We start from the raw sequence: 18,108 nt of genomic DNA on the forward strand, positions 1-18,108 counted from the left end.
GCATGTGATCGAGGAGAACTCAGCTCACCCGCGCGCCATAGGACGCGGACGGTTTCGCGTCCTTGAGGCACGAGTCGCGAAGCGGCTCACCGACGACCGACGTGACGGCCAGGGTCGTTCCGTCGGGCAGGGAGACGAGCCACCCCTCCTGGCGGTCGGCTACGGGTACCCCGATGTCGTTGACGGGGGCCATCGTCAGGCCCGGATGGCGCTCGCGCCACCACGTCTCTGCCACCTGAGCGACAGGCGGCAGGTCGATTCGCCCGCGGTGTGTGGTCGATGAGAACGACTGCTGCACAGCAGGATCGAGCGTCGAAGTCATCGTCGTCGTTGCGAGGTGAGCGGCCGCCTGACCAGTGAGCCGGCCAAACGTCTGGCCGCTCGGCAGATGGATTGCCGTCGGCGCGAACCGATGTCCGCCGATGTGCGAGACCTCCCACACGTTGTCGGGTGCGGCGGCATGCGCAGCTTCCGCGACGGGCCGGGCACGGACGGCACAGCAGGCATCGCGGCGGCCGTTCGTGCACACGAGCAGCACAGGCTCGGGGCGTGCGGCGAAACCGAAACACGCCAACCTCGCGCGATCTGCCACATCGCCGGCGAGCAGACCTGGCACGTCTTCGCGTCGCAGGGTAGCTTCGACGAGCCACGGTTCGTCACCGAAACCACCGCTGACGAACACCCGGGCCGTCTCACCCGCCACGGCATGTCGCCCGACACGACGGATGAGGTACAGCGTTGCGTCCGCAGGTTGCGGCAGCCCGGAATCGCCGACGGCATCGCGTCCCCACGCGCCGGGCACCTCGACGGCGACGATGACGCGTGCCACCTTCGCCGTCCCCCACGCAGGCATGCCGGCCGCTTCCCAATCGAGCGAGCACGAACTGGGTGACGTCATCATGCCCCCAGCCTAGAGGCGCGCCAAGGCACGATGGGTCTCGCGCTCTGATGCGAGCGCCTCAGATGACACGCGCTCAGCAGAACCCTGGCCGTCGCCCCGCGCGCCCGCCGCAGCTGCGTCACGTGGTGATGGTTGTGTCAGTCCTGACTGCCGCACGGGCGAACAACTGACTCAACTGTCGATGCGAACTGCACCAGGGGCCGCCATAGAGGCCCGCAACGCCCCGCGCCAGCACCCACCCCGTCAAACGTCAGGCGTCGTCACCGTCGAACAGACTGAGGCGGCTTCCGTCGTCGCCGATCGCACCGTCGTCAGTCTCTTCGCCCGCCGTCACCGGCGTCTGCTCGGCCACTTCGGCGGACGACGCATCGGCGGCCACCGACGCGTAGGGCGCCGTCGTGCCGATCGCGGCGATCTGGCCGGGGGCGGTGTCGCCGGAACCGTCGCGCTTGCCGTCTGCGTCGTCGAGGGTGAGCAGCTTGCCGATCGCCTTGCCCGAAGCATCCGCCGCGCGCGCCGGCGCGGAACCGACCCACGCGAACGTCAGGTGGTTCTCGCCGCGCAGGAAGCGGTGGGCGCGGACGCCGGCTGTCGCGCGTCCCTTGGCGGGGAACTCGGTGAACGGTGCGACCTTGAGCGAGGTGATCTCACCGTTCGGCGAGCCCGGGTGCCCCGCGCCGGTGACGACGATGCCGTCGCGCGAGACGGAGCCGAAGAAGATCGCTCGTGCGCCGGCACCGAGCTTGATGCCGGCGACACCGCCGCCGGTGCGGCCCTGCGGGCGCACGTTCGCAGCGTTGAAGTGCAGCAGTTGCGCCTCGTTCGTGACGAACGTCAGCTCCTCGGTGCCGGTCTGCAGTTCGACGGCACCGACGACGACGTCGTCGCCCTTGAGCGTGATGACCTCCATGATCGGCTTGTTCGCGTACTCCGTCGTCACGCGCTTGACGACGCCCGCTGCGGTACCGAGTGCGAGGCCGGGGGAGTCGGCGCGCAGCGACGTCACCGTCAGCACCTTCTCGCCGGGTGCGAGGTCGACGAACGCGGCGACGGGCGCGCCGCCGTCGAGGACGGGCGCTGCGTGCGTGTCGACGAGGTGCGGCAGTTCGAGCGCGCTGACACGGAACAGCCGACCTGCGGACGTGACGATGCCGAACTCACCGCGCGCGCTGGTGCGCGCGGCGGCGAGGACGACGTCGTGCTTGCGGCGGCCACCGTCGGTCGACAGCGGATCGGCCGAGGTGGTGCGCGCGATGAGGCCGGTTGACGACAGCAGCACCCAGCACGGGTCGTCGGGGATCTCGAGCGGCATCGACGACTTGGATGCCGACCTCGCCACCGCCTGGGCGCCGTTGCCCTCGAGCAGGACGGTGCGTCGCGGCGTCCCGAATTCCTTTGCGACGGCGAGCAGTTCGTCGCAGACGACCTTGTGCAGCAGCTTGACGTCGGCGAGGATCGCGCGCAGTTTCTCGATCTCGGCGCGCAGCTCGTCGGCTTCCTTCTCGAGCTCGAGGCGGCTGAACTTCGTCAGGCGGCGCAGCTGCAGGTCGAGGATGTACGTCGCCTGCGCCTCGGACAGGTCGAACACCTGCATGAGGCGCGCCCGCGCCGTCGCAGAATCGTCGGAGGAGCGGATGATCTGGATGACCTCGTCGATGTCGAGGATCGCGATGAGCAGACCGTCGACGAGGTGGAGGCGGTCCTCCTTCTTGCCGAGGCGGTGCGCGGTGCGGCGGCGCACGACGTCGATGCGGAAGTCGGTGTAGACGCGCAGCAGCTCCTTGAGCCCGAGGGTGCGCGGCTGACCGTCGACGAGGGCGACGTTGTTGATGCCGAAGCTCTCCTCCATCGGCGTCAGCTTGTAGAGCTGTTCGAGCACGGCCTCGGGGTTGAAGCCGTTCTTCAGTTCGATGACGAGGCGCAGGCCGTGGTGGCGGTCGGACAGGTCCTTCACGTCGGAGACGCCCTGCAGCTTCTTCTGCCCGACGAGGTCCTTCATCTTGTCGATGACCTTCTCGGGCCCGACGAGGTACGGCAGTTCGGTGACGACGATGCCCTTGCGGCGTGGCGTGACGTTCTCGATCGTCGCCGTCGCGCGCGTGCGGAACGTGCCGCGGCCGGTGAGGTAGGCGTCGCGGATGCCGTCGAGGCCGATGATGCGCCCGCCCATCGGCAGGTCGGGGCCCGGCACGAAGCGCATGAGGTCGTCGAGGCTGCAGTCGGGGTTCTTGATGAGGTGGACGGCGGCCTGCACGACCTCACCGAGGTTGTGCGGCGCCATGTTCGTCGCCATGCCGACGGCGATGCCGCTCGCGCCGTTGACGAGCAGGTTCGGGAACGCGGCGGGCAGGACGGACGGTTGCTGCAGCGAGTCGTCGTAGTTGGGGACGAAGTCGACGGTGTTCTCGTCGAGGCCGGCGACCAGCGTCAGGGATGCGGGCGCGAGGCGCGCCTCGGTGTAACGCGACGCCGCGGGGCCCTGGTCGAGCGAGCCGAAGTTGCCGTGGCCGTCGATGAGCGGCAGACGCATCGTGAAGTCCTGGGCCATGCGCACGAGAGTGTCGTAGATCGCCGAGTCGCCGTGCGGGTGGTACTTACCCATGACTTCGCCGACGACGCGGGAGGACTTGACGTGGTTCTTGTTCGGCGTCAGGCCGAGCTCGTCCATCGAGAACAGGATGCGCCGCTGCACCGGCTTGAGCCCGTCACGCGCGTCGGGCAGCGCGCGCGAGTAGATGACGGAGTAGCTGTACTCGAGGAACGCCGCCCGCATCTCGTCCTCGACATCGATGTCGATGATGTTCTCGACGATGTCCTCGTCCGGCATCTCGGGCTTCTTCGTGCGTGCCACTGCGCTTCCTCACTAGCTCGCTGACGCCCGGTGCCCGGGCAGGGTGCATCGCTCATCCTCCCGCATCCGCGCGCTGACGGGGGTTCGCGACACGCGGCGGGGGTCTGAGCGCTCCCGTGGCAGCCATGTCTCTATGTCTTTTGCATTAGGACATAGCGACGCGGCGGGTTACTGTCTCTATGTCCTAATGAAAAGGACATTGAGACATCGGGACGCGACGGAGGGGCGGCCATGTTGTACGAGACACCGGACCTCGACGAGGTCGACGTCGCTGTTCTCCACGAGATCGATGCCATCCGTCGCGAGATGGCCGCTGTACTGCGCGCCCCGAAACGATGGTCCGGGGGCCTGCGCCGGACGACCCAAGCGCGTGCCATCAGGGGGTCGAACAGCATCGAGGGGTACGACGTGACCCCCGAGGATGCGGCGGCTGCAGTCGAGGGCGATGAGCCGCTGACGGCGGATGAGCGCACGTGGAAGGAGATCGAGGGCTATCGGCGCGTGCTCACGTACGTGCTGCGCATGGCGACGTTGCCGGGGTTCGCTCTTGATGCTCACACGCTCCGGACGATGCACTTCATGCTCCTCGAACATGACCTGTCGAAGAGCCCCGGCGAGTTCCGGCGGGCAGCCATCTACGTTCAAGACGAATCGACCGGAGCGAACGTCTACGAGGGGCCCGATCCGGACGACGTGCCGGCCCTCATCGACGCACTGGTCGACGCCATGAGTGCGTCGTCGGGGGAGCACAGCATGGTTCGTGGTGCCATGGCTCACTTGAACTTCGTCATGATCCACCCTTTCCGTGATGGCAACGGACGTATGGCCCGCGTCCTGCAGACGCTGGTGCTCGCCACCGACGACATTCTCGAGCCGGAGTTCTCCAGCATCGAGGAGTGGTTGGGCGCCAACACGCGGGCCTACTACGACGTCCTGGCCGCGACGGGGCAGGGTGCCTGGAACCCCCAGCGCGACGCGACGGCGTGGGTGAAGTTCTCTCTCAGAGCCCACCACCAGCAGGCCCAGACGCTCCGGCGCCGTTTCCGCGACGCGGAGAACGTCTGGAGCGCGCTCGACGATCTCGTGGCGACGACAGGGGTGCCCGAGCGTTCGGTCGACGCACTCTTCGACGCTGCCCTGGGCATCCGCATCCGGCGCAGCACCTACGTCAACCGCACCGGCGTGGAAGAACGCACAGCGACACGTGATCTGGCGGCGCTGGCCACGGCGGGGCTGCTCAGCCCGGAGGGGCCGACGCGCGGCCGCGGCCGCTACTACCTCCCGGGCGAGCTCTTGCAGAACGTCGTCCGCGAGGCGCGTGGTGAGCGCACCCTCGTCGACCCGTACCCCGACCTCATGCGGCAGATCCGCATGAACCTGCCGTAGCGTCGAGGCGCGTTCAGCACCTGACACGATGACTCACGTGACGAGTGAGATCCACGGCATCAGCAGCAGGTCCAGCTGACGCGTTCGGGCTTCGCCCCCCCGCCCGCTCCGCGCGCCATGCAGACCCCGATCGGGCCCATGGTGGCCGGACGCCGCCTTGCGGCTTCACCGAGACGTGGAGGTCGTGCGCGCACGTTGACGCCCGATCGCGCTGGGCGTGCTGATTGAATGGCCCGCATGGCATCACCGCAGGGTTTCGAGGACAAGGTCGCCTTCGTCTGGAAGGTCGCCGACACGCTGCGCGGCACGTTCCGTCAGCACGAGTACGGCCAGGTGATGCTGCCGCTGCTCGTGCTGCGCCGCATGGACGCCGTGCTCGTCGACACCAAGCCCGCCGTGCTCGCGAAGGCGAAGACGTTCGAGACGATCGCCGCCCCGCAGGCGATGATGCTGAAGAAGGTGGCGGGGCAGCGGTTCTACAACATCTCGCGCTTCACGTTCACGAGTCTGCTGAGCGACGACAAGGCGCTCGCGGAGAACCTGTCGAATTACATCCGCGGTCTGAGCAGCGACGCCTACGTCGTCATGGAGGCATACAACCTCGACGACAAGATCGCGCGCATGGATCGCGCGGGCATCCTCTACCGCGTACTCGCCGACTTCGCCGACCTCGATCTGCGGCCGAGCGTCGTGAGCAACGAGGCGATGGGGTACATCTTCGAAGACCTGTTGCGGCGCTTCTCGGAGATGAGCAACGAGACGGCCGGTGAGCACTACACACCGCGCGAGGTGATCCGTCTCATGGTCGAGTTGCTCGTCGGCGGCGAGGCGCACCGCGAGCTCGTCGAGAACCCCCTGCCGGTGCGCACCGTCTACGATCCCGCGGCGGGCACCGGCGGCATGCTCATGACGGCGATGGAGCACATGAGGGCGCTCAACCCCGAAACCGAGGTGAAGGTCTACGGCCAGGAGCTCAACGACGAGACGTGGGCCATCGCGCAATCGGACCTCATGATGCAGGACATCGACCCCAAGCAGATGCGCAACGGCAACTCGTTGACGCAGGACGCGTTCAGCGGTGAGCACTTCGACTTCATCCTCGCCAACCCGCCCTACGGCGTGAACTGGGCCGGGTACGCCGCCCCCATCAAGGAGGAGCACGCCAAGCAGGGCATGAACGGACGCTTCGGCGCGGGGCTGCCGCGCTCGTCCGACGGCTCACTGCTGTTCCTGCAGCACATGCTCTCGAAGATGAAGCCGACGGGCTCGCGCGTCAGCATCGTGCTGTCGGGCTCGCCATTGTTCTCCGGCGCGGCCGACTCGGGGGAGTCGCGCATCCGCCAGTGGATCCTCGAGAACGACTGGCTCGAAGGCATCGTCGCGCTGCCGGATCAGATGTTCTACAACACCAGCATCTCGACGTACGTGTGGATCCTGACGAACGACAAGGCCGACGCCGACCGCGGCCTCGTCAAGCTCGTCGACGCCCGCGCCATGGGCACGAAGATGCGCAAATCGCTCGGCGACAAGCGCAAGGAGTTGACGGCCGACGCCATCGCCGAGATCGGGCGCCTCTACGGCGGCGCCCTCGACGAGGCGGACGGCGATGCGCGCGTCAAGGTGCTGCCGCGCGAGGCGTTCGGGTTCCAGCGCATCACGGTGGAGCGCCCGATGCGCCGCCGCTGGGAGGTGACGACGGAGGCCGTCGCCGACGCGCCGTTCGACGTGTTCGCGCCGCTGGTCGGTCAGCGGTTCGAGACGGAGAAGGCACTGCTCGCCGAGGCCGACGCGATCGCGAAGCTGACGGCGGCGCAGCGCAAGAAGTTCGCTGCCGCGTGTGCGGTGGCCGACCCTGACGCGCCGATCGTCACGAAGAACGGGCAGCCCGAACCCGACCCCGATCTGCGCGATGCCGAGAACGTCCCCCTGCCCGACGGCTGGTTCTCGCTCGACCCTGACGAGCGCTCGGCGGTGCTGCGCGAGACTGCTGAGGCGCACCTCGAATCCGAGATCCGGCCCTACGTGCCCGAAGCGTGGATCGACCACACGAAGACGAAGATCGGCGTCGAGATTCCCTTCACGCGCCAGTTCTACGTGCACGAACCGCCCCGCCCGGTGGAGGAGATCGCCGCCGAGATCCGTGACCTCGAAACGCAGATTCAGGGCTGGATGAAGGACCTGGGCCTGTGAAGGAGATTCCGCTCCGCTACGTAGCCCTAGTCATCGCGGGCCAGTCGCCAGCAGGGTCGGAGGTCCACGACCTCGAGAACGGGCTTGCGTTTATTCAAGGCAATGCCGAATTTGGAGCACACCACCCCGCGCCACGCTTACAGTGCGACTCCCCTCCAAAGAGTGCCGTTTCCGGCGACATTCTCGTGTCGGTGCGCGCCCCAGTTGGAGCGCTCAACTGGTGTGATCGGGAATTGGAATCGGCCGTGGCGTTGCTGCCATCCGCGTCATAAGCGGTGCCGATTCGCGGTTCATATACCGGTGCATGGAGGCGCTCCGGGTTGACTTGCAGTCTCGCGGCACGGGATCCACCTTCCAGGCTGTGACTGTGGACGATCTCCTGGATTTTCGAGTACCGAATCGTTCGCTCGACGAGCAGCAGCGAATCGCGGACTTCCTTGATGATCGCGTCGCCCGCATCGACCAGATCATCACTGCGCGCCAACAGCAGATTCGAAAGCTCGACGCTCTGGCGGCGCGTCTGTCCTACGAAGCGGTGGTTGGCGCGCATGAGGTCGATCGCCGGCCGAGCGCATTGACGTGGACACCTACCGTGCCGGTGGATTGGCCAGTCCTGACGGTTGGAAGTCAATTCGAGGTCGAGCTCGGGAAGATGCTTGATGAGTCCCGCCAGACGGGGGACCACCCGGTGCGCTATCTGCGAAACACCAACGTGCAATGGGATGTCATCGAGGTCGATGATCTGAAGTCGATGGACATCGCCCCACACGAGTTCGATCGCTACTCCGTGAAGGCCGGCGACCTCCTGATCTGCGAAGGGGGGCAGCCGGGACGCGCCGCCTTGTGGGACGGCCGCATCGAGGAGATGGGTTTCCAAAAGGCGCTTCATCGAGCGCGTACGCGTGGGCGCAGTGCACCGGAATGGCTCCTGGAATGCCTGCGCGTGTGCGTCGACCTCAACGTTTTCGCCGTCGAGAACGGGCAGTCGACGATAGGCCATCTCACCAACGAGCAGCTCCGGGCGACGCGTTTCCCGTTCCCCGAGCGCGCGGAGCAGCTTCGCCTGATGCACGGCCTGTCGGTGTCGCGCCGCGCGGTGTCGGCTGCTCGCGACACCAGTGAGATGTCGATCGCGCGCCTGACCGAATACAAGCAATCCCTCATCACGGCCGCCGTCACGGGTGAGTTCGACGTGACGACGGCTTCGACACGAATCCCTGGGGAGCAGGCATGACCGTCACGCAGGAGAAGGTGTTCGAGGCGAACATCGAGGCGCACCTGCTCGGTGCGGGGTGGGTGAGCGTCGATCCGACGACGTACGACCGCAAGCGCGGCCTGTTTCCTGACGAGGTGATCGCGTTCGTCGAGGCGTCGCAGCCGAAGGCGTGGGCGCAGCTCGTCACGCGTCACGGCGGTGAGTCTGCGGCGCGGGAGAAGTTCGTCACCGTCGTGCAGCAGCAGGTCGACCACCGGGGCACGCTCGACGTGCTGCGCTACGGCGTCAAGGATTCCGGCGTGCCGGTGAAGCTCTGCTACTTCAAGCCCGCCTCGGGGCTCAACGACGAGATGCAGCGCAGGTACGACGCGAACCGGCTCGGCGTCGTGCGTCAGTTGCACCACTCCGAGTCGAACCCGCGCGATTCGCTCGACCTCGCCCTCGTCGTCAACGGCCTGCCCGTCGCGTCCGCCGAACTGAAGAACCCGCTGAGCGGGCAGGGCATCGAGCACGCGATGGCGCAGTACCGCAGCGACCGCAACCCGGCCGACCTCATCTTCGCGAGCCGCATGCTCGTCCACTTCGCCGTCGACCCGCACGCCGTCGCCATGACGACGCGGCTCGCTGGCGCGGCGACGCGCTTCCTGCCCTTCAACCAGGGCTCCGCGGGCCCTGGCCACCCGGGAAGCGCCGGCAACCCGCCCGTCGACCCCGCGAGCGGCGGCTACCAGAGCGCCTACCTGTGGGAGCAGGTATGGCAGCGCGACGCGTGGCTCGACCTGCTCGGCACGTTCCTGCACGTCAGCGACGGCACGGTGCTGTTCCCACGCTTCCACCAGTGGCACGCGGTGCGCTCGATCCTCGACGCCACCCGCCGCGACGGCGCGGGCGTCGACCGGCTCATCCAGCACTCGGCGGGGTCGGGCAAGTCGAACACCATCGCGTGGACGGCACACTCGCTCTCGCGGCTGCACGGCGAGGACGACACGCCGATCTTCGACAAGGTCGTCGTCATCACCGACCGCACGGTGCTCGACCGTCAGCTGCAGGAGACCGTCGCCGGCCTCGAACACACGCCCGGCACGATCGTGCGCATCGACAAGAACTCCGCGCAGCTCAAGGGCGCGCTCGAAGGCAACGCCGCGCGCGTCATCATCACGACGCTGCAGAAGTTTCCCGTAGTCGTCGAACTCGCGAAGAAGGCCGCCGCCAAGGGGGAGACGAGCGAGGTGGCCGGCAAGCGGTTCGCCGTCATCGTCGACGAGGCGCACAGCTCCACTGGCGGCGACGGCTTGAAGAAGCTCAAGGGCGTCCTACGCGGCGACGACCGGCTCGAGGCCGAGGAAGCTGCGCAGGCCGAAGCGGAGGAAGCCGAGGAGGCGAACGATGCGTTGCTCGCCTCCGCGAAGCAACGCGGCAAGAGCACGAACCTGTCGTTCTTCGCGTTCACGGCCACGCCGAAACCGAAGACGCTCGAACAGTTCGGGGAGAAGGACGCCGACGGCGACTACCGCCCGTTCCACACGTACTCGATGCGCCAGGCCATCGACGAGGGCTTCATCCTCGACGTGCTCGCCTCCTACACGACGTACGACGTCTACTACCGTCTGGCGAACACCGAGCCGCGCGACGACATCGACCTCGACACCCGCAAGGGCCGCGCCGCGCTCGCCCGGTTCGCGTCGCTGCACCCGTACGAGCTCGACGCGAAGGCCGAGATCATCGTCGAGCACTTCCGCGCCAAGACGATGAGCAAGATCGACGGCCGGGCCAAGGCGATGGTCGTGACGCGCTCGCGCCTGCACGCGGTGCGCACGCAGGAGGCCATCGCGCGCTACATCGCACGCATGGGCTACGACACGGGCGCTCGGCCGCTGCGCGCGCTCGTCGCGTTCTCCGGCACCGTCACCGAGGACGCGGCGCCCGACGTCGTGCTGACCGAGGCGTCGATCAACGGCTTCGCCGAATCGCAGCTACCCAAGCGGTTCAAGGAGGACGACGCGGCGAAGTTCCTCGTCGTCGCCGAGAAGTACCAGACCGGGTTCGACGAGCCGCTGCTGCACACCATGTACGTCGACAAGAAGCTCGCCGGGGTGAAGGCGGTGCAGACGCTGTCGCGGCTCAACCGAACGCGGCCGGGCAAGCAGGACACGTTCGTGCTCGACTTCGCGAACACCGTCGACGAGATCCGCGACGCGTTCGCGCCGTTCTACGAGCAGTCGTTCGCGGCACCGACCGACCCGAACATCCTCTACACGCTGCAGCACGACCTCGAATCGGCGGGCGTGCTGTCGCTCCCCGAGATGGAGGCGGCCGTCGTCGCCCTGCTCGACGGGGCGGACGCGAAGCAGCCCGCCATCTACGCGAACGTGGGCGCGGCCGTCGGGCGATTCATCTCGCTCGACGACGACACGGCCGAGGAGTTCCGCAGCACGCTCGAACAGTTCGTGCGCGCGTACGCGTTTCTCGCGCAGGTCATGCCGTGGGTCGATGCGTCGCTGGAGCGGCTGTTCCTCTACGGCAAGCTGCTGCTCGCCGACCTGCCGCAGCGCGAGAGCGACCCGATGCCGCAGCTGTCGAAGGCCGTGCAGCTCACGCACCTGCGGCTGTCGGTCTCGCACGAGGGTGACATCGGGCTCGAGGCGAGCGACGAGGCGGGCGTCGCACTGCCCGGTGAGGGCAAGGGCTCGCAGAACGAGCCGGAGAAGGACAAGCTCTCGGCGCTCATCGAGGCGATGAACGATAAGTTCGGCGCCGACCTGGGCGAGGGCGACCGCATCTGGATCGACCAGCAATGGGCCGCCGTCAAGGACAACGACCGCCTGCGCGTCGTCGCGCAGTACAACGACCGCTCCGCCTTCGAGCTGGTGCTCGAACAACTGCTCGCCGACGTCATGCTCGAACGGCACGACGCGAACGAGCAGTTCGTCAACTCCTACTTCGAGAAGCCGGGCCTCAAGCGGGCGCTGATCGGCCATCTCGCCGGCACGTACGACGAGTTCCGACGGGAGATGGTGGGGTGAGCGGGCAAGGCCGGCGCCCGTCCACGGCCGACCGGTGGCATCGACTGCGCCGCTCGCCAAGCATGCGGGCGGCGCTCGCGCTCGTGCTTGCGGCCCTGGGCGTCGTTGCGGTCATCTACGGCGCGCGCGCCATCGTCCGCGACCCGCTGCGCCCGGGCACCGTTCGCGCCGGCGAGCCGGTCGGCGGGGGCGTGGCGGCCGAGCCGTCGTCCGGCTCGTCGCCGAACGTCGAGATCGCGCAGGCCGCGACGCCGGCGTCGACGTCGTCGATCGTGTGGGCGCTGTCAGCGCGCTTCGGCCAAACCCAGTTCGCGCTCGCGCAGACGACGTGCGCGGGCACACCCTGCCCGGCCCTGCTGCGCACCCAGGACGGCGGCCGCACCTGGCAGCAGGTGCACTCCTTCACGCAGGCCGACGTGTCGTCCGCGCAGGGCGACGCGCAACCCCTCATCCAACCCGCCGGCGCGATCAGCGACTTGCGCTTCCTCGACGCGCGCACCGGGTACCTGTTCGGCTCCGACCTGTGGGTCACCCACGACGGTGGTCGCAGCTTCACGCAGGTGCAGCACCCCGGCGTCAGCGTTCTCGACGTCGCCGTTCACGACGGCCAGGCCCACGCCCTCACCGCCGCGAGCTGCATCCAAGGTGGCTGCACCGGACGCCTCGAGGTCGCCCGCATCGGCACCGGCCGCACGCCCGCTGTCACCGACGCCGTCGCGGGCGTCACGCCGCCCGGCGAGGTGAGCGACGCCGGCATCGTGACGGCCGGCGAGAACCTGCTCGTCCTCGCGCACGCCGAACGCAGCGGCGGCGAAGCCTCCGGCGCGTGGCGACTCACGGGCGACGCCCTCACGCCGCTGTCGACCCCGCCCGCGTGCAACGGCAAGACGATCGAAGCGGCGACCGGCCTCGGCGCGACGTCACGGATGGTCGCCGTCTGCGACGCCGTCGTCACGTCCCGCTCGACGAGCTACTCCACCGTCACGAGCGTCGACGGCGACGCGACGTGGCAGCTCGTCGGCGCCGGCAACCTCACACTGCCCACGCAGGGGCACGTGACGATCGCCGCGAAGGATCCGACACACGTCGTCGCCGTCAGCGGCGGCCCACGCGAAGCCCTCGACGGCACGACGCGATCGCTCAGCGACATCGCCGTCGCCGCGAGCAAGGACGGCGGCGCGTCGTGGACGGAGGGTTCCCCGACGTCGCGCCCCAGCCCGGGAGGGTTCGACTCCCTGCAGGCGAGCCAGCCCGGCGTCGCCGCCGTCACGCGCCATGACGGCGACATCTGGACCTCCGCCGACGACGGCGTGCACTGGTCACGCCACGCTGTCGGCGCACGGTGATTGAATGACGACATGAGCGATGTGGAGCCCAGCATCCCGGCCGACTACCCCCGCGAGTGGGAGGCCGACGTCGTCCTGCGCGACGGTTCGGTGGCCCACGTGCGCCCCATCCGCCCCGACGACGCCGAACGCATCCACCGCTTCCACGCCGCGCAGAGCGAGGAATCGATCTACCTGCGCTTCTTCGCCCCGATCAAGCGCCTGAGCGATCGTGACGTGCGCCGTTTCACGCACGTCGACTACGTCGAACGAGTCGCCCTCGTCGCGACCGTTGCCGACGACATCATCGGCATCGGCCGCTACGACCGCCTCGGAGGGCGCGACGCGACGAGCGCCGAGGTCGCGTTCAACGTCGCCGACAGTTTCCAGGGCCGCGGCGTCGGCTCCGTCATGCTCGAGCATCTCGCGGCGATCGGCGCCGAGAACGGCGTCGCCGAGTTCGTCGCCGACGTGCTGCCGCAGAACCGCAAGATGATCCAGGTCTTCACCGAGGCCGGCTACGACGTCAGCCGCAACTTCGACGACGGCGTCATCTCCGTGCGCTTCGAGATCGAGCCCAACGAGAAGTCGCAGGCCGTGCGCCTCGCGCGCGAGCAGCGCGCCGAGTCGCAGTCGGTGCGTGCGCTGCTCAACCCGTCGTCGATCGCCGTCGTCGGCGTCTCGCGCGACGGACGCTCCGTCGGCGGTCGTGTGCTCGCCAACCTCGTCGAGGGCGGCTACCGCGGCACGCTCCACGTCGTGCACCCCGAGGCAGAGACGATCGAGGGCCTGCCGACAGTGCCCTCGATCAGCGCGATCGGGGAACCGATCGATCTCGTCGTCATCGCCGTGCCGGCTCCGAAGGTGCTCGACGTCGTCGCCGAGTGCGGCGGCGCGGGCGTGCGAGCGCTGCTCGTCGTCTCCGCAGGGTTCGCCGAGTCGGGCCCCGAGGGCGCCGAGCGTCAGGCCCAGCTGCTCGCGCTGGCCCGCCGACACGGCATGCGCGTCGTCGGGCCGAACAGTTTCGGGCTCATCAACACGCGCGAGGACACGCGCCTCAACGCCTCCATCGCCTACGAGATGCCGCCCGCCGGCCACCTCGGGCTGTTCGCGCAGAGCGGCGCGCTCGGCATCGCCGTGCTCGCGAGCGCCGGACGGCGCGGCCTCGGCCTGTCCGATTTCGCTTCCGCCGGCAACCGCATCGACGTCTCCGGCAACGACCTCATGCAGTACTGGATCGACGACGACGACACCCACGCCGTCGGCCTCTACCTCGAATCGGTCGGCAACCCGCGCAAGTTCACGCGTATCGCGCGGCAGCTCGCGCTGCGCAAACCCGTCGTCGTCGTGAAGTCCGAGGTCTCCGCGTTCGGACGCCCGCCCGGGCACCGCGTCCGGGAGACACGAACGCCTCCGCGTGCCTTCCGCGAGATGCTGCGCCAGAGCGGCGTCATCCGCGTCGGCAACGTCCACCAACTCTTCGACGTAGCGCAGCTCGTCGTCAACCAGCCGCTGCCGAAGGGGCGGCGCGTCGCCGTCGTCGCCAACTCCGACGCGCTCGGCTCGCTGTGCGGTGACGCGGCGCTGAGCTGGAAGCTCGACGTCACCCGCGGCCCCGTCGCCGTCGCCGCGGACGCGAGTGAGGACGCGTTCCGTGACGCGCTCGTCGCCGCGTTCGAGGACGAGAACGTCGACTCGGTCGTCGCGAGCTTCATCCCGCCGCTCATCACGGGCGGGCGTGACGTCGCGCGCACCGTCGCCGCCGTCAGCGCGCAGTACGACAAGCCCTGCGTCACGACGTTCCTCGGCATCGACGGTGTGAGCGACGACCTGTCGGCGTCCCCGCCCGACGGCTCGACGCGCATCGTGCCTTCCTACCCGATGCCCGAGGACGGCGTGCGAGCGCTCGCCGCCGCGACGAACTACGCCGAGTGGCGCGGGCGCGATCGCGGTGAACCCGTCGCGCCGCTCGGCATCGACCGCAAGGGCGTGCACGAGATGGTGCGTTCGATCATGGCCGAATCGCCCGACGGGCGGGAGCTCACCGCCGACGAGACCGCGCAGCTGCTCGCGCTCGCCAAGATCTCGGTGTGGCCCTCCGTTCCGGCGCGCTCGCCCAAGGAGGCGGTCGACGCGGCCGAGGAGCTGGGCTTCCCCGTCGTCGTCAAGTCGATCGCGCCGCAGGTGCGTCACCAGGTCGCGAGCGCGCTGCGCGCCGACCTGCGCTCGCCGCTCGCCGTCGTCGAGGCCTACGAGGCGCTCGCGGAGCGTCTCGAGGAGTACGGCCCCGATCAGTTCGTCGTGCAGAAGATGGCGACCCCCGGCATCGGCTGCTCCGTCACGAGCGTCGAGGATCCGCTGTTCGGTCCCGTCGTCTCGTTCTCCGTCTCCGGCCCGCCGACCGACCTGCTCGACGACGTCGGTTACCGCAACCCGCCGCTGACGACCGGTGACGTGAGCGAACTCGTCAGCTCGATCAAGGCGTGGCCGCTGCTCGACGGCAGTCGCGGGCGCGGCATCGACCGCGCCGCCATCGAGGATCTCGTGGCGCGGGTGTCGGTGCTCGCCGACGAGAACCCCGAGATCGCCCACCTCGAACTCAACCCGGTGAGCACGCACCCCGGCGGCCTCGACGTCCTCGGCGCGCGCATCACGCTGGCGCCCGCGTCGCTGCGTCAGGACTCGGGCCGACGGGCCATGACGTGAGGTCGCCCTCCAGAGGCGAGCGCGGGCCGCAGGATGGGATGATGGCAGGCATGGCTCAGAACCTTCCCGCCGACCTCGCTCGTGCCATCGACGAGGCCGGCTATTTTCCCGCGCTCGTGCGCGACGTCGTGGCCACCGCGCTCGCCGGTGACGAGGTGCGCCAGCACCTCGTGCACGTGGAGACGACCTTCGAGCAGGACGAACTGCTGCGTCACATCACGGTGCTCGTGCTGACGCCGACGAAGCTCGTCATCGTTCACGCCGACGACCACGACGACTCAGCCGCCGGGGGTGTGCGCTCGACGCGTCAGGCCGTGACGGCGACGTCGGAGACGGTCGCGCTGTCGTTCGTGCGCGGCGTGACGCTGACGCACGTCGTCACCTCCCCGGAGCGCTACCGCTCCGGCAGCCTCGGGCGCGAGGTGACGCTGACGATCGGCTGGGGCACGATCAGCCGCATCGACCTGCTGCCCGCGACGTGCGGCGACCCGAACTGCGACGCCGACCACGGCTACGACGGCACGATCACCGGCGACGACATCAGCCTACGCATCTCCGCCGACGCCGAGGGAGAGGGTCACCTGCAGCAGGCGATGACGTTCGCTCACGCCCTGTCGGCCGTCGTCGGCTCCGCGGCCCGCTGACGCCCGCGATGAAGGCTCCCCGCTACGACGCCGACGGGCTCGCCGGTGTGCTGCCGTCCGTGGCACGCAGCCTCGACCCCGTCGCGTTCGCGGGGGCCGGGCGCAAGCTGCCGCAGGCGCGCGCGGCGATCGTCGTCCTCGCCGACGGGCTGGGCGCGCGGCTGCTGCGCCGTCAGAGCGCGCACGCACCGTTCCTGCGCGAGCACCTCGAGCGGATGCAGACCCTCGCCGCGGGCTTCCCGACGACGACGGCGACGTCGATGGGCACGTTCGGCACCGGCCTGCCCCCCGGTGCGCACGGCCTGGCCGGCTACCTCGTCGTCGACCCCGCGACGGGGCGCGTGTTCAACGAGCTGACGTGGAAGGACGGGCCGAATCCGCAGGCGTGGCAACCGAACCCGACGGTGTTCGAACGCGCCGACGCCGCCGGGCTGCGTCCCGCCATGATCGGACCCGGCTACTTCGACGGCTCGGGCCTGACGAACGCCGCCCTGCGCGGCGCGACGTTCTACCCGGCCGAGGGGCTCGACGACCGCGTCGACGCGGCGCTGGCCGCCACCCGGCGCGGTCACCGACTCGTCTACCTCTACTGGGGCGAGATCGACAAGGCCGGCCACGTCCACGGCGTCGGCTCGCCGCAGTGGGCGCACGAGCTCGCCGTGTTCGACGACGCGATGGCGCGCCTCGACTTCGGGCGCCCCGCAGGCACATCGCTCACGCTGACCGCCGACCACGGCATGGTCGACGTCCCCCTCGACGCGCGCGTCGACATCGCGACGACGCCGCACCTGCGCGACGGCGTCCGACGCGTCGGGGGAGAGATGCGCGCGCTGCACCTGTACGTCGAGCCAGGGGCGCTCGCGGACGTCGAATCGCGCTGGCGCGCCGAGATCGGCGCGCAAGGACACGTCTTCATCCGCGAACAGCTCGCCGACGCAGGCTGGGTCGGCGCGCTCGATCCCGCCACCGCCGGACGCTTCGGCGACGTCGTCGTCTCCGTCACGAGCGCGCGCGGGTACGTCGACTCGCGTGTCATGAGCGACCGCGTGCTCACGCTGCTCGGCCAGCACGGTGCGATGACGCCCGACGAACTCGACGTGCCGTTCCTCCACCTCGGCGCGCGCTAGGGTGACTGACCGTGGCTGAGCTCGTGTTTTTCACCGGAACGATGGATTGCGGCAAGTCGACGCTGGCGCTGCAGATGGATCACAACCATGCCGCGCGCGGCCGTCGCGGCGTCGTCCTCACCCAGCACGACCGCGCCGGTGAGGCCGTCATCTCCTCCCGCCTCGGCCTGCGCCGCGAGGCCCTCGAGGTGAACGCCGGCCTCGACCTGTGGGATCTCGCCGTCTCCGCGCGCGTCACCCTCGGCGAGCTCGACTACGTCATCGCCGACGAGGTGCAGTTCTACGAGCCCGAGCAGATCGATCAGCTCGCGCGCGTCGTCGACGAACTCGACGTCGACGTCTTCGCATTCGGCATCACCGCCGACTTCAAGACCCAACTGTTCCCCGGCTCGCGTCGCCTGTTCGAACTCGCCGACCGCACGCAGCTGCTGCAGGTCGAGGCGTTGTGCTGGTGCGGCAAGCGCGCGACGCACAACGCCCGCGTCGTCGACGGCACGATGGTCGTCGAGGGCGAGCAGGTCGTCGTCGGCGACACCGGCGACCAGGGCGAGACGCCGCTCGTCGAGTACGAGGTGCTGTGCCGGCGCCACTTCATGCGTCGGATGACGTCACATGCCGCGCGCACGATCGGGGCGCAGCAGATGCCGTTCGACCTCGACGTCTGCCCGGTGCCCGCCTCGACGTTCGTCGCGTCCGAGCCTGCGGGCGAATCGTCGACGGCACACGAAGGCCCCTGAGT

11 protein-coding genes are annotated in these 18,108 nt (G+C 69.1%); 9 read left to right on the forward strand and 2 right to left on the reverse strand.

The window, feature by feature from the left end; all coding sequences use genetic code 11:
* Positions 1-19: 19 nt before the first annotated feature.
* A complete protein-coding gene (locus tag EDC82_RS06005; protein WP_074039169.1) occupies positions 20-901 on the reverse strand; it encodes a sucrase ferredoxin in 882 nt (293 codons plus the stop codon).
* Between the two features lie 250 nt (positions 902-1,151).
* Positions 1,152-3,752 (reverse strand): DNA topoisomerase (ATP-hydrolyzing) subunit A, encoded by a 2,601-nt coding sequence (locus EDC82_RS06010; protein WP_074039170.1) that lies wholly within the window; start codon positions 3,750-3,752, stop codon positions 1,152-1,154.
* Between the two features lie 231 nt (positions 3,753-3,983).
* Here EDC82_RS06010 and EDC82_RS06015 point away from each other — a divergent pair, with 231 nt between their 5' ends.
* The 9 genes from EDC82_RS06015 (at position 3,984) to EDC82_RS06055 (ending at position 18,106) form a co-directional block, all read left to right on the forward strand.
* The gene (locus EDC82_RS06015) at positions 3,984-5,138 is read left to right on the forward strand and encodes a Fic family protein (protein ID WP_074039171.1); all 1,155 of its coding nucleotides are present in this window, start codon (positions 3,984-3,986) and stop codon (positions 5,136-5,138) included.
* A gap of 237 nt (positions 5,139-5,375) precedes the next feature.
* Positions 5,376-7,328, forward strand: a complete 1,953-nt coding sequence (locus EDC82_RS06020; RefSeq protein ID WP_131940860.1) for a class I SAM-dependent DNA methyltransferase — start codon at positions 5,376-5,378, stop codon at positions 7,326-7,328.
* Positions 7,329-7,596: 268 nt separating this feature from the next.
* Positions 7,597-8,562, forward strand: a complete 966-nt coding sequence (locus EDC82_RS06025; RefSeq protein WP_255569628.1) for a restriction endonuclease subunit S — start codon at positions 7,597-7,599, stop codon at positions 8,560-8,562.
* Positions 8,559-11,567 carry a type I restriction endonuclease subunit R gene (locus EDC82_RS06030; RefSeq protein WP_131940864.1) on the forward strand — a complete coding sequence of 1,003 codons (3,009 nt, stop codon included), beginning with the start codon at positions 8,559-8,561 and terminating at the stop codon, positions 11,565-11,567. The genes EDC82_RS06025 and EDC82_RS06030 overlap by 4 nt, the downstream gene beginning before the upstream one ends.
* Complete coding sequence (locus tag EDC82_RS06035) at positions 11,564-12,913, forward strand: sialidase family protein (RefSeq protein WP_160126195.1); 1,350 nt, start codon at positions 11,564-11,566, stop codon at positions 12,911-12,913. Before EDC82_RS06030 ends, EDC82_RS06035 begins: the two co-directional genes overlap by 4 nt.
* A 12-nt stretch (positions 12,914-12,925) precedes the next feature.
* The gene (locus EDC82_RS06040; protein WP_200829279.1) at positions 12,926-15,598 is read left to right on the forward strand and encodes a bifunctional GNAT family N-acetyltransferase/acetate--CoA ligase family protein; all 2,673 of its coding nucleotides are present in this window, start codon (positions 12,926-12,928) and stop codon (positions 15,596-15,598) included.
* A 41-nt stretch (positions 15,599-15,639) separates the two neighbouring features.
* Positions 15,640-16,242 (forward strand): DUF5998 family protein, encoded by a 603-nt coding sequence (locus EDC82_RS06045; RefSeq protein ID WP_006946865.1) that lies wholly within the window; start codon positions 15,640-15,642, stop codon positions 16,240-16,242.
* An 8-nt stretch (positions 16,243-16,250) separates the two neighbouring features.
* A complete protein-coding gene (locus EDC82_RS06050; RefSeq protein ID WP_131940870.1) occupies positions 16,251-17,369 on the forward strand; it encodes an alkaline phosphatase family protein in 1,119 nt (372 codons plus the stop codon).
* Between the two features lie 11 nt (positions 17,370-17,380).
* Complete coding sequence (locus EDC82_RS06055; protein WP_006946889.1) at positions 17,381-18,106, forward strand: thymidine kinase; 726 nt, start codon at positions 17,381-17,383, stop codon at positions 18,104-18,106.
* Positions 18,107-18,108: the final 2 nt, after the last annotated feature.

The organism is Dermacoccus sp. SAI-028 (genome assembly GCF_004346775.1).
In the GTDB taxonomy this organism is placed as follows: domain Bacteria; phylum Actinomycetota; class Actinomycetes; order Actinomycetales; family Dermatophilaceae; genus Dermacoccus; species Dermacoccus nishinomiyaensis.

Coding starts and splice junctions, on each gene's coding strand:
- EDC82_RS06050 (WP_131940870.1), top strand. CDS start 16,251: ATGAAGGCTCCCCGCTACGACGCCGACGGGCTCGCCGGTGTGCTGCCG.
- EDC82_RS06015 (WP_074039171.1), top strand. CDS start 3,984: ATGTTGTACGAGACACCGGACCTCGACGAGGTCGACGTCGCTGTTCTC.
- EDC82_RS06005 (WP_074039169.1), bottom strand. CDS start 901: ATGATGACGTCACCCAGTTCGTGCTCGCTCGATTGGGAAGCGGCCGGC.
- EDC82_RS06040 (WP_200829279.1), top strand. CDS start 12,926: ATGAGCGATGTGGAGCCCAGCATCCCGGCCGACTACCCCCGCGAGTGG.
- EDC82_RS06030 (WP_131940864.1), top strand. CDS start 8,559: ATGACCGTCACGCAGGAGAAGGTGTTCGAGGCGAACATCGAGGCGCAC.
- EDC82_RS06045 (WP_006946865.1), top strand. CDS start 15,640: ATGGCAGGCATGGCTCAGAACCTTCCCGCCGACCTCGCTCGTGCCATC.
- EDC82_RS06020 (WP_131940860.1), top strand. CDS start 5,376: ATGGCATCACCGCAGGGTTTCGAGGACAAGGTCGCCTTCGTCTGGAAG.